Origin of the sequence: Thermodesulfovibrio thiophilus DSM 17215 (assembly GCF_000423865.1) — a bacterium.
In the GTDB taxonomy this organism is placed as follows: domain Bacteria; phylum Nitrospirota; class Thermodesulfovibrionia; order Thermodesulfovibrionales; family Thermodesulfovibrionaceae; genus Thermodesulfovibrio; species Thermodesulfovibrio thiophilus.
Genome location: NZ_AUIU01000013.1, coordinates 181,791 through 193,934 on the forward strand (window position 1 = coordinate 181,791; position 12,144 = coordinate 193,934).

A 12,144-nucleotide genomic window follows, 5' to 3' on the forward strand; every position below is an offset into this window, starting at 1 on the left:
ACCAGTTATTCATACCTTAATGCATCAATTGGATTGAGTAATGAAGCTTTATAGGCTGGATAAAAACCAAAGAAAATACCAACGAAAGCGGAGAATCCAAAGGCTATTAAAGTTGAAAGTACAGAGATACTAACAGGCCATTGCATTGCTGCAGAAACAATCAAGGAAGCAATAATACCAAATACTAGTCCAATAATTCCACCGATTGTTGTTAAAAATACTGACTCTATAAGGAACTGCATTCGTATATCTTTTGGCTTTGCACCAACTGCTATTCTTATCCCAATCTCGCGGGTTCTCTCTGTTACTGAAACCAGCATAATATTCATAATACCTATTCCTCCAACAACTAAAGAAACCGATGCTATAGCTCCTAAAAGGATTGACATTGTTTGCGTTGATTCTTTAGCAGCCTCAAGCATTTGTGTAAGATCTCTCACTGTAAAGTCATCTTCCTGCTTTTGTCCTATTCTGTGTCTCTGTCTGAGGAGAGCTGTTATCTGCTCTGTAGCTAAAGACATCTCTTCAAGCGAGTTTGCTTTAACATATATTATTTTAACTCTGCCTGGAAGAACTTGGCCAAAAAGTGTTCTTTGTGCTGTGGTAATTGGAACATAGATGATATCATCCTGATCCTGTCCCATCATAGATTGACCTTTTTCTTCAAGAACGCCAACAACTTCAAAAGGAATTTTTGTAATTCTGATGATTTTACCAACAGGATCAAGATCTCCGAAAAGCTGTGTAACAAGGGTTTGGCCTATAACCGCCACTCTTGTTCCACTTCTAACGTCCTGCTCTGTTAAAAATCTTCCTGAAGTAACATTCCAGTCTCTGACTATTGTCATATCAGGAGTCGTTCCAATTACTCCAGTTGACCAGTTCTGGTTTGCAAAAACAACCTGTGCTGTCCCTGAAATCACAGGTGCAACCGCAGATACTGCAGAGCACTCCTTTGCTATTGCCTCAGCATCTGCCATTGTAAGAGTTTGTTGTGTTCCTGCTCCCATTCTTATACCACCCTGTGTTGTTGAACCAGGCAAAATAAGAATCATATTGCTTCCTATGCTTGATATCTGTTCTGAAATTTTCTCACTTGCACCTGTTCCAATTGCAACCATTGTTACTACAGCGGCAACCCCGATGATAATACCAAGTATGGCAAGAAAAGAACGCATTGCATTAGCTATAAGAGATCGTAACGCAATGTTAACTATTGATGATATCGCTATCATGATTTTGTATCACTTATTATTCTACCATCTAAAAATCTTATCTGTCTTTTACCGAATGCTGCTATATCTGGTTCATGAGTAACAATAATTGTTGTAAGACCCCGAATTTCATTTAAATTTTTAAATATCTCCATTATCTCAATGCTTGATTTGGAATCAAGATTGCCTGTTGGCTCATCTGCAAATATTATTGATGGATTATTGACCAAAGCGCGGGCAATTGCAACTCGCTGTTGCTGTCCTCCGCTTAACTGTCTTGGATAGTGATGTGCTCTTTCCTTAAGTCCAACTGCTTCAAGCATATGTAGTGCTCTTTGTTTCCTTTCCTTAGATGGAACTCCAGCATAAATGAGAGGTAGTTCAACATTCTCTAAAGCTGTAGCTCTTGGAAGTAGATTAAACTGTTGGAATACAAAGCCGATTTTTTTGTTTCTTATTTCAGCAAGTTGATTAACATCCATTGTTGATACATCAATGCCTTCAAGATAGTATTTCCCAGATGTGGGAGTATCAAGACATCCAACAATATTCATAAATGTGGACTTGCCAGATCCTGACGGGCCCATAATACAAACAAACTCTCCTTTTTCTATGCTAACTGAAATACCGTGAAGCACTACCAATTCATTTTCGCCGAATTGATAACTTTTGATAACATTTTCAAATTTTATAACCTGCATAGTTAAAACCTTGGTGAAGGAGGCTTGCCTGTAGAAGACTTATTGTTTTTTTTGTTTGTCTGTATATCAACAATGACTTCTTGTCCTTCCTTTATATCTCCCTCAACAAGTTCGGTCCATTCTCCATCAGTTATTCCTGTTTTAATGTTAACTCTTACTGGTTTTCCATCTCTTATAATCCAGACTCCCTGCTGTTTTGAAGGAGCAGCATTTGGCATTTTAAATCTTAAAGCAGTATTTGGAATTTTAAGGACATTGGTCTTTTCCTGAGTTACAAAAGTCACATTTGCTGTCATTCCAGGTTTAAGAAGCAGATGAGTGTTATCAACAGCAATGACAACATCGTACGTTACAACATTTTGCACAACTGTTGGAGATAGCCTTATCTGAGCCACAACTCCTGTAAATCGTCTATCAGGATAGGCATCTACTGTAAATGTTGCTTCCATTCCTGTTTTTATTTTTGATATGTCCGCTTCATCAACATTGGTATCAACCTGCATTTTGGTGAGGTCTGGAGCGATGGTAAATAATGTTGGAGTTTGAAAACTGGCTGCAACTGTCTGTCCTACTTCAACATTCTTTGCAATTACCACACCGTTAACCGGAGATACAATTCTTGTATATCCGAGATTTGTTTTTGCCTGTTTTACTCCTGCCTCTGATTTTCTGACTTGAGCCACAGCCATCTCATATTGAGCTCTAGCACTGTCATAGGCTGTTTCAGCGTCATCAAGCTCACTGCGAGAAATAAGATCACGTTTAAAAAGTTCCTGTTTTCGTTTAAGAGTTCTCGCAGCATCTTTTAAAGTAATATCAGCCTTAAAAAGATTTGACCTTGCATTGTAAAGGTCTGCTTCAGCCTGCTTGAGTTCATTTTCAAAAGGAGTTGGATCAATCTGTGCAATGAGCTGATCTTTTTTAACAAGAGAGTTATAGTCAGCATATAAATCCACAATTGTCCCGGAAACTCTGGTACCAACTAGGATGGTTGTTACAGGATTAACATTTCCTGTTGCGGTAACTGTCTGGATAATGCTACCTCTTTGAACTTTAATAGTCTTAAATTCTGTTTTTGTTGAATCTGAAAAAATAACAATTAAGGTTACTGCAATTATAAATAAGGAAATTCCTGCAGTTAAAACTATTTTTTTCTTATTCTTCATTTCTCCATTCCTACTGTTTTCAGTATTTGTGCATAGGTTACATTATAATCATAAACTGCCTGCCAGTATTGTGTATTTGATTGTTCATAAAGAACTATAGCGTCAACAACTTCAATTGAGCTTCCTATGCCAACCTCGTATCTTCCCATTGCCAGTTCAAGATTTTCTTTTGCCTGTTTTAAAGTAATTTTTAGAGTATCAATTTTCTGAGAAGCTTCTTTAAGCTGTACAAAAAGATTTTTTATCTGGGAAATTATCTGTTGTCTTAGAGACTCTTCTTTATAGGAGTAATAAGATGTATCAGCCTTTGCCTGTTTAAGCTTATATGTAGTTGACCATCCACTAAAAATAGGAAGATTCATCTGAAAAAGAAGTGTCCATTGTCTATCCAGAGGGAAATCTTCGTTGGAATAACCATAGGTTCCTGTACCTGTAAATACTGGCAAATACTCTTTCTTAACGAGTTCTTCACTTGAGATTGAAGCCTTTTTATTAAGCTTCATTGCCTGAAGTTGTGGATTCCTTTGTATTGCGATATTTAATGATTCATTTTCATCGAGTTTTCTTACAGCATATTCTTCGTCTTTTATAGCAAAATCCGGTATATCAATGATACCCATTGCTACTTTTAAATTTAAAAGAGCCTGTTTTAGTTCTTTTTGAGCGGTTATTAAATTGAGCTTTGCATTACTCACCTCAACCTCTGCTTTTGTTACTTCTATTTTTGGTTTAAGCCCTACATCATAAAATCCTTTTGCAAGATCAAGATGTCTCTGTGCCTGTCTTAAAACTTCTTCAGCTGTCTGCTTCTGTTTCTGTGATTTAAGAAGGTAAAAATATGCTTCTTTAACATTATAAATGATCTGTAAAACTGTATCTCTATCCTGCCATTCTGTTGCTTTATAAAGCTCTTGCTGGATTTGTACCTGTTTGGATGTTTTTCCAAAATCAAAAAGCGTTTGCGTAAGGCTGAGCTGTCCTGAATACTCATTTGAGTATTCACTTCCTGAATATGAATATCCATTGTACTCTTTCTTCCCTCCTCTGTTTTCCTGATAGCGTCTCTGATATCCCAACGATAAATCTAATTGAGGGAAATAACCTGAACGGGCTTCTCCTATTTTGAAAAAACTTTTTTCCACACCAAATTTTGAAGCAATCACTTCAGGATTTTTCGTTAAGGCTATATCGATACATTCATCTAAAGAAAGAACTTCAAGTTCTTCAGCAAAAACTGGAAATAATGCTGTATCGATAATGAAAAATAAAGCCAGCAATGTAACTGTAATAAAAACTGATATTTTATTCATCCTGTTACCATTGTAACTTGAAAAATTCTGTTATAATCACTACTGTATATTTTATTTATTAATTGAACACTTCCTGTTTTTTCCGTCATTATGTCCCACAATTACGCTTATTCATATATATATTATATATCAACAACTTCCAATAGAAAACATACATACAAAGTTGTTGAAGCAGGCATACAATATTGCGAGGTAACATAATTTTTAAAATCTTGTATTGAATGATAAAATATGAAAATGTTTAGATGGCCTTTCAAGATTATAATTCTTATAGTTTTTGTTTATTTTGTTTACATTATTATTTATCCATTTATGGTAGATGTTTCTTCTCTGAAAAAGAAGAATCCAGAACTTACTGCAATGATGAAATATCGTATTGAACAGTGGGGGAAAAAGGGTAAAAAAATAAAGATAAAAAAAATATGGATGCCATTAAACAGAATCTCACCCTATCTTGTTAAGGCAGTACTTATTGGTGAGGATGATAAATTTTATAGACACTCAGGATTTGATATTGATGGCATAAAAAAAGCAATTGAAAAAGATATCAGGGGAAAAAAACTTAAATACGGTGGTAGCACAATTACACAACAACTGGCAAAAAATCTCTATCTCAGTCCATCTAAAAATCCTGTAAGGAAGATTCAGGAAGCAATAATTACATGGAGGATTGAAAAAACACTTTCTAAAAAAAGAATTCTTGAACTTTATTTGAATGTTGCAGAGTGGGGCGAGGGAATTTTCGGAGCTGAGGCAGCAGCAAGACACTACTTTGGTAAGTCAGCTTTTGACCTTAATCCTATGGAATCAGCAAAACTTACCGCTTCTCTCCCAAATCCAATAAAATATAATCCTACTGGTAATTCAAGATTTGTGGAGAAGAGGGCCCATCTCATTTATTTTATAATGCAGAAAAGAGGAATAATCAAGGAGGAGTATACAGAACCTGAAAGTGATGATGTCACGCCTGTTTTGCAGGAAAAAAAGGAGGAAACAGAAAAGCCTTCTAATCCAGAGAATGAAAACGTCCAGCCTCCTTTAAAATAGCTTCAACTTCCTTCAAAATAGGTAATTTTATTATTTCATCAACTGTTACAGGAAGTTTTCTCTGCCAGTTTGGATATTCCATGATAGTTCCTGGAAAGTTTGCCTGTTCTTCCATGAAAAGCAAATCTTCAGGATACATAAGAAAATATCTTGATTGAGTATTGGCAAGAAATTTTATTATGGCAAAAAGTAGTTCTTCCATTTCAGACTTTGAATTATCAGGAAGATTTTGAAGTTCTTTTATCAATCCCTCATTGTTTAAAAGGTTGATAATTTTTTCTTTGTCCCTTTGTCTTTCTGATAAAGCTTCCTCTACCTGAGACTCATTGAAGATGGAGAATTGCTTTCTAAGTTTAATATCCCTTGCATTCCAAAATCCTCTGAGTGTGGGTAAGTCATGAGTGGTTATACTGCACAGAGCATCTACTGGATAAAGATGCGATGATTTATATGCAGAACCATCTTTTTCAAAATAAAATACCTTCCATGAACATATTTTCCTCTTAATTAACTCGTTTTTCATCCATTCCTCTGCTGTTCCAAGGTCTTCTCCAATAACTCCTGTTCTGTTTAACTGACTTTCAAGAGCAATAATACCAAGCAAATCTTTCCATGGATATTTTACATATGCGCCCTGTTCAGGATTACTGTCTTCAGGTATCCAGAAAGCTCTAAATAGCCCTAGAGCATGGTCAATTCTTAATAAAGAACTGTTCATGTTGCATTTTAAGAGTTTTATAAAAGGAATATACGCCTGGTCTTTTAGTTTAAATGGGATAACAGGTGGAAATCCCCATTTCTGGCCATTTGGGTTAAAATCATCTGGTGGTGCACCATGTTCTGAAGAAAGAGCATATATTTCCTGATTAATCCAGACATCAAAGCTTGATTTAATTGAACCAAAAGCGATATCCATGCATAAATTGTATTGTTTAAAACTATCGATCTCTTCATCTATAAGCCATTGAAGATATTGATAAAAAAGAACTTCTTTTTCATTTTCCTGATAAATTCTGTCAATGCTCTCTTTTTCGGGCTTTCTGAATTTTTGCTCCCAGTTTTGCCAGTTTTTCCCCAGTTCTTCCCTTAAAAAACAAAAAATAGAAAAAGATTTTAAATCTTCTCTTATAAGGGGATGAAGTTTATTTTTATAGTCAATAAAATTATTTACCTTTTGTGGCTCATTAATGTAATTTTTATAAAATAGTTCAAATTCAGTTCTGAGAGCTCGCATTTTGTCCTGCCATACATTGGAATAATTAAAAAATTTTTCATCTTTTTCTCTGACAGGACATCTGGAGATGTAAAGAGGTGTTTTAAACTGTCTTGATATGGAGGAGTAAGGACTAATGCCGTATAAATCATTAGGATCATTTAAATGTAGAGGATTGATACTGATAAATCCTCCCTTGCCATCTACATATTTTGATATATATTTTAGGTGAGAGAAATCTCCCTCCCTTTTATCTCCTCTCAGACTCCATAGATTGCAGTGCAGTCCCCATGTTTTATTTTGAAATGGAATGAAGCAATTCTCCGGCACGACTATCAATAAGCTTTCTTTATTGAATTCTTTTGAAAAAAGACACATCTTGTAGTATCCAATGGATAATAAAGGGATTGAAACATTGTATTTAAAATAAGTCCCATTTTCAAAAATTCTACATTCATCTTTATGTAAGGCTTCAGAATTTAAATGCAAAAACATAGGTTCGGATTCATTGCCTGAATCTTTAAAAGGAACAATTTCAATGTAATCAACATGTTGATTTTCTTTTAAATAAATATGTATTGTAGAACCTGGTTCAATTACATAAACAGGTTCTACAGAATTTTTCCATGGATAGCTGTCAAAATAATTAATCCATTTTATAAGGATTTCTTTATCAAGCCTGAACCCCATGGAAGAAATTAATCCTGTTTTTGTCTCAAGAGAGATATCAATGCGTTCGCCTTTATAGTTGTAATACGATGGAAGTATTCCAACTAAATCAGAAAGCCTACATATCAATTGTTTCATTTTCTTCAAGATAAAGCTCTCCTGCATCATAGTCATACGCAAAAAGTTCTGCATATCTACCCCAATCTATAGCTGTCTCAAGCTGATTCCAGGCTTCTTCCGGTGTGAAGTGATTTTTAAGAATATCAATAAAAAATTCCTCAGAAACCCTGTGTTTTGAAATTGTTGAAAGAACTTGAACGATCTGCTTTATCAGTTGGACATTCTGTAAAGCAGCTTCTTTGAATATTTCCTTTTTTTCAAGAGTATCAGCTTGTGCCCATTTTCCCCCTTTCTCAGTAAGAATAAAATCTCCTTCTTTTATTTCTCCAAAATCAAGTATTACAGAGGCTTCTATCAAGGGGAAGATATCATCAAGTTCCATGCTAAGTTCAGAACTGAGAGCATAGATGTCAACCCTGCCACCCTTGTCATGAACAAGTTCAATAAGTCCGGCAATTGCACCAACTTTTGCATGAGGAAGAAATTGATACCTGCCAGCAGCAAGCATCATAGGAATCTCCTCTGGAGGTTTTATAAGTATTGTATATATTTTATCAAGCAAGAATTTGAAATCTCTTGAGTTTTTATCTCTAGGATAGGGAAGCTCTAGAGGTATTTGAGCTTTAACTCTCCCAGGATTATGGCTTAAGACTACAGCCCGAGATGACATGCTTACAGCTTCTTCAATGTTATGCGTAACTAAAACTATGGCTTTTGCTGGCATTTTACCTTCTCTCCACAAGTCAATAATATCACCACGCAGATTATCCGCTGTCAGAACATCCAGTGCTGAAAAAGGTTCATCCATAAGGAGAAGCTCAGGTTCAACAGCCAGTGCTCTTGCAATTCCAACTCTCTGCCTCATTCCACCGCTTAATTCTCGGGGATAGGCATCTTCAAATCCATCAAGCCCGACCAGGTCAATTGCCCGTATTGCTTTTGCATTGATCTCTTCATCATTTAGGCCCTGTCCAACCAGACCTACTCTTACATTTTCAAGAACATTAAACCACGGAAATAGAGCAAAACTCTGAAATACAACAGCTATTCGGGCATCAGCTTTCTTAAGAGGAATTCCCTTGTATAAAACCTTTCCTTCAGTAGGTTCAATAATCCCCGCCATAATTCTTAAAAGAGTTGACTTTCCAGCGCCTGATTGTCCAAGAATTGAAACAAAATCACCAGAAAATATGTTCAGATTAATATTATCAAGAACAGTAATGTCTCTTCCTTTGCCAATCAGAAAGGATTTTTTAACATTTTTTAATTCAAGAATGACTTCTTTTGCCATTTCAACTCCTTTCTGTTATTATTAGTATCACCAAGAACCTACTTATTCAAGAAGGTATTTTGTTTTAGCCAGAATAAAAAGTCTTTTCCAGACCAGTCGGTTAATGCCAACAACAATTAAAGACATGAAACATGTTGAAATCAAGAGGAGTCCAAAATTTCCTGAAGCGCTCGATAAACTTATTAAAGCACCAAGCCCTGCTGCGTGCATTATTTTGCCACCAAAAGAGACATACTCGCTTACAATTGTAGCATTCCATGCACCTCCAGATGCAGTAATCAATCCTGTAACAAGATAAGGGAATATACCTGGAAGTATAAGAATTTTCCATTTTCTGATTCCCTTAATCCCATATACTCTGGAAATTTCAATTAAGTCTTTGGGAATGGCAGATGCTCCAGCAATTATATTAAAAAGAAGATACCACTGTGTGCCAAGAAGCATTAAAAACACAGCACCTATATCAAGACTTCCTCCAAGTTTAATAAGCAAAAGAAGAATAACAGGGAAAATTGCTGTAGCTGGAACGCTTGCTGCTATTTGAACAATTCCCTGTAGCATTTTTGCGGCTCTTGGATTTAAGCCAATATAAACACCAACTGGAAGAGTCCATGCAAGAGCTATTAAAAGAGCTACAGAAACCCTGAGCAAGGAATAAAATGCTGATTTTATTATAGTTAAAATATTATCAAGACTAACAGATGAGACTATTGAAGAAGCCTTTAAAATCGCCCAGATAATTATAATTGAAATAACCATTAACAAAATGAGTCCTAGGGCTTTACTTATTTTATTCATAACAGGATTCCCGGATAAAATGAACTCTCTGTAACTGAATTTTTCTATCTTATTAATCGCGTTGTTTAATGTGTCAACAACTTTCTTAATAAAAACAGAACCTGAAAAAATATTAAAAATTAAAGACTCTCTTTCCTCTTCAGGAGGAACTGTTTCAATTCTGAACTTTTGACACCATACAATAAGAGGTCGCCAGATAAAAAGGTCGATGATAATTATTAATAGAATCATCATACCAAGTCCATACATTACATATTCAATATTGCCGGAGTTGGCTGCTATTTGAATATATGAACCAAGACCGGGCAGTCTGAAATCTCTATCTTCAAGAACAAACATTTCACATGCCATTAGAAAAAACCAGCCTCCAGCCACACTCATCATACTATTCCAGATAAGTCCAATAGCACTAAAAGGAAGGTCAAGCCTGAGGAATTTTGAAAACTTGTTGAACTTGAAAACTTTAACCACCTCTCTCATTTCTTTTGGAATTGTACTTATTGAGTGATAAAAGCTGAAAGTCATATTCCATACCTGACCAGTAAAAATAAGAAGAATGCAGGCAAGTTCAAGGCCTATTCTTTTTCCGGGGAAAAGGGCTATCATAGCTAAAACAACTCCTGGCAGAAAAGAAAGCACAGGGATGGATTGAAGGATATCAAGTAGAGGAATCATTATTTTTTCATGAATTTTGGTTCTTGATGCAGTATATCCATACCATATTGAGAAAACAAGAGATAAAAGATAGGCAGAAAAAATTCTAGCAACAGATTGTAGAGCGTATTGCGGAATATTTGACGGATTTAAATTTATTTCTAGTGTTCTGTCATAAGGTGTTCCCCATTCAGATGCAATATATATTAAGAATGAAAGAATACCTAGAATGATAAGAAATACAACTATATCAATTAATCTTACCTTGAATGTTTCAGCAGGAATAGAGATGGGTATTTTCATTTTATACTCTCCGGAAACGAAATCTAAATCTTTGCATTATAAAACAATAGATTCAAAAAATTACAGTAATAATTCTATTTAATTCTATAACATATAATAAATACTCAATAATTTCTGACAAATGAGTCCACAGACTTTAACGCAATATGCTTTTTATTCTCTTTAAGCAAAGAATTGTTTAAATTATTGACCAAATATAATATATTGATATAGATTAACTCAATATGTTATGATGAACTTATGGAAAATAAAGATTACTATAAAATTCTTGGTGTTAATAAAGACGCTTCACAGGAGGATATTAAAAAGGCTTATCGCAAGCTTGCAAGGAAGTATCATCCTGATTTAAACCCGGGGAACAAAGAGGCTGAAGAAAAATTTAAAGAGATTAATGAAGCTTACGCAGTCCTAAGTGACCCTAAGAAGAGAGAGGAATATGACAGAGGTGGCAGCTTTGATTTTAAAGGCTTTGACTTTGGAGGATATGATTTTACAAGAGATTTTGACTTAGGAGATATTTTTGGGGATCTCTTTGGCGAAACTTTTCGTTCTACTCAAACTATTCATGCCAGAGGTGAAGATATTATTATTCCAGTTACTCTGACTTTCGAGGAAGCTTACAATGGAACAATCAAGCCAATTACATATCAAAGATATATAGAATGTAACACCTGTCATGGAAGCGGTGCAGATTCTGTTGATATTTGTAAGAGATGTGGTGGAACTGGAAAAATTCAGACTTCACGAGGATTTTTCAGAGCCAGTCAGATATGTCCTCAATGTGGTGGAACTGGTAAGATTGCAGCATCTAAATGCAAAAATTGCGGAGGATTGGGCAGGATTTTAACTACTGAGACAGTTAAGGCAAAGATTCCTGCTGGAGTTGATACTGGTTCGAATGTCAAGGTTAAAGGATATGGAAATGCCGGAAGAGGTGGAGCTTTATATGGGGATTTAATCCTTGAGGTTACAGTTGTTTCTCATCCTTTATTCACAAGAAAGGGTGATGATATATATCTTGATATTCCTGTGACAGTTGTTGAGGCGGCTTTAGGGGCAAAAATTGATGTACCCACTCCAGATGGACATACAGTCAAAATGAAAATACCTGAAGGCACTCAGTGCGGGCAGAAGTTCAGAATTTCTGGAAAAGGCTTTCCTTCTCCAACAGGAAGTAAAAGAGGAGATATGTATGTTGTAGTGAAAATTGTTGTGCCAAAAGGGTTAACTGTAAATGATAAGGAACAGATTAAGAAAATTGAGCAACTATATAAAGAAAATCCGAGAGATGCAATGTTAAGGAGGTAAAGATGAAGCAGGATGAAAAATTATATATGATTAGCATGGTCTGCAAACTTCTTAACGTGCATCCTCAAACTCTGAGATGTTATGAAAGAGAAGGATTTATAAAACCAAAGAGAATTAAAAGACAGAGAGTTTATACTGATGAAGACCTTGAAAGGCTCAATTTTGTTATCAGGCTTACAAAGGAATTTGGTGTTAATAGAGCCGGAGTGGATATTATTCTCAGAATGCGAGACAGAATGCAAATTTTAGAACAATTTATGCACGAAATGTTTCGTTATCTTGATGAAGATATAAAGGAAACAATAGAAAAAAGAATGAAAAAGTTTTTTGAAGAAATTTAAGGAGGTTTA

The 12,144-nt window shown here is 35.3% G+C and carries 10 protein-coding genes; 3 read left to right on the top strand and 7 right to left on the bottom strand.

Annotated elements, in window-relative coordinates; all coding sequences use genetic code 11:
* Nucleotides 1-5 precede the first annotated feature (5 nt).
* Genes G581_RS0105350 through G581_RS0105365 form a run of 4 tightly spaced genes read right to left on the bottom strand, consistent with a single transcriptional unit; the run spans nucleotide 6 to nucleotide 4,391 of the window.
* On the bottom strand, nucleotides 6-1,235 hold the full coding sequence (locus G581_RS0105350) for an ABC transporter permease (RefSeq protein WP_028844938.1): 1,230 nt from the start codon (nucleotides 1,233-1,235) through the stop codon (nucleotides 6-8).
* Nucleotides 1,232-1,915, bottom strand: coding sequence for an ABC transporter ATP-binding protein (locus G581_RS0105355; protein ID WP_028844939.1), 684 nt, complete (start codon nucleotides 1,913-1,915; stop codon nucleotides 1,232-1,234). The genes G581_RS0105350 and G581_RS0105355 overlap by 4 nt, the downstream gene beginning before the upstream one ends.
* 2 nt (nucleotides 1,916-1,917) lie before the next feature.
* The gene (locus G581_RS0105360) at nucleotides 1,918-3,081 is read right to left on the bottom strand and encodes an efflux RND transporter periplasmic adaptor subunit (protein WP_028844940.1); all 1,164 of its coding nucleotides are present in this window, start codon (nucleotides 3,079-3,081) and stop codon (nucleotides 1,918-1,920) included.
* A complete protein-coding gene (locus G581_RS0105365; protein WP_028844941.1) occupies nucleotides 3,078-4,391 on the bottom strand; it encodes a TolC family protein in 1,314 nt (437 codons plus the stop codon). Before G581_RS0105365 ends, G581_RS0105360 begins: the two co-directional genes overlap by 4 nt.
* Before the next feature lie 237 nt (nucleotides 4,392-4,628).
* Here G581_RS0105365 and mtgA point away from each other — a divergent pair, with 237 nt between their 5' ends.
* The gene (gene mtgA / locus G581_RS0105375; RefSeq protein WP_239639036.1) at nucleotides 4,629-5,438 is read left to right on the top strand and encodes a monofunctional biosynthetic peptidoglycan transglycosylase; all 810 of its coding nucleotides are present in this window, start codon (nucleotides 4,629-4,631) and stop codon (nucleotides 5,436-5,438) included.
* On the opposite strand, the gene malQ is transcribed toward mtgA, so the two are convergent.
* From malQ to G581_RS0105390, 3 genes are read right to left on the bottom strand one after another with little or no spacing between them, the layout of a single operon-like run.
* Nucleotides 5,398-7,458: a 4-alpha-glucanotransferase gene (gene malQ / locus G581_RS0105380; RefSeq protein WP_038065199.1), complete on the bottom strand. Its 2,061-nt coding sequence runs from the start codon at nucleotides 7,456-7,458 to the stop codon at nucleotides 5,398-5,400. The two genes, mtgA and malQ, sit on opposite strands and share 41 nt — an antisense overlap.
* A complete protein-coding gene (locus G581_RS0105385; RefSeq protein ID WP_028844944.1) occupies nucleotides 7,439-8,731 on the bottom strand; it encodes an ABC transporter ATP-binding protein in 1,293 nt (430 codons plus the stop codon). The genes malQ and G581_RS0105385 overlap by 20 nt, the downstream gene beginning before the upstream one ends.
* Before the next feature lie 42 nt (nucleotides 8,732-8,773).
* Entirely contained in the window at nucleotides 8,774-10,486 is a 1,713-nt protein-coding gene (locus G581_RS0105390; protein WP_028844945.1) for an ABC transporter permease, read from the bottom strand.
* A 240-nt stretch (nucleotides 10,487-10,726) separates the two neighbouring features.
* Here G581_RS0105390 and dnaJ point away from each other — a divergent pair, with 240 nt between their 5' ends.
* Nucleotides 10,727-11,794, top strand: a complete 1,068-nt coding sequence (gene dnaJ / locus G581_RS10725) for a molecular chaperone DnaJ (RefSeq protein ID WP_038065202.1) — start codon at nucleotides 10,727-10,729, stop codon at nucleotides 11,792-11,794.
* A gap of 2 nt (nucleotides 11,795-11,796) precedes the next feature.
* On the top strand, nucleotides 11,797-12,135 hold the full coding sequence (locus G581_RS10730) for a MerR family transcriptional regulator (protein WP_038065205.1): 339 nt from the start codon (nucleotides 11,797-11,799) through the stop codon (nucleotides 12,133-12,135).
* Nucleotides 12,136-12,144: the final 9 nt, after the last annotated feature.

Excerpts from the sequence above, each read along its gene's own strand:
- G581_RS0105365 (WP_028844941.1), bottom strand. The coding sequence starts at position 4,391 with ATGAATAAAATATCAGTTTTTATTACAGTTACATTGCTGGCTTTATTT.
- dnaJ (WP_038065202.1), top strand. The coding sequence starts at position 10,727 with ATGGAAAATAAAGATTACTATAAAATTCTTGGTGTTAATAAAGACGCT.
- G581_RS0105360 (WP_028844940.1), bottom strand. The coding sequence starts at position 3,081 with ATGAAGAATAAGAAAAAAATAGTTTTAACTGCAGGAATTTCCTTATTT.
- G581_RS0105350 (WP_028844938.1), bottom strand. The coding sequence starts at position 1,235 with ATGATAGCGATATCATCAATAGTTAACATTGCGTTACGATCTCTTATA.
- malQ (WP_038065199.1), bottom strand. The coding sequence starts at position 7,458 with ATGAAACAATTGATATGTAGGCTTTCTGATTTAGTTGGAATACTTCCA.
- G581_RS0105390 (WP_028844945.1), bottom strand. The coding sequence starts at position 10,486 with ATGAAAATACCCATCTCTATTCCTGCTGAAACATTCAAGGTAAGATTA.
- G581_RS0105385 (WP_028844944.1), bottom strand. The coding sequence starts at position 8,731 with ATGGCAAAAGAAGTCATTCTTGAATTAAAAAATGTTAAAAAATCCTTT.
- G581_RS0105355 (WP_028844939.1), bottom strand. The coding sequence starts at position 1,915 with ATGCAGGTTATAAAATTTGAAAATGTTATCAAAAGTTATCAATTCGGC.
- G581_RS10730 (WP_038065205.1), top strand. The coding sequence starts at position 11,797 with ATGAAGCAGGATGAAAAATTATATATGATTAGCATGGTCTGCAAACTT.
- mtgA (WP_239639036.1), top strand. The coding sequence starts at position 4,629 with ATGTTTAGATGGCCTTTCAAGATTATAATTCTTATAGTTTTTGTTTAT.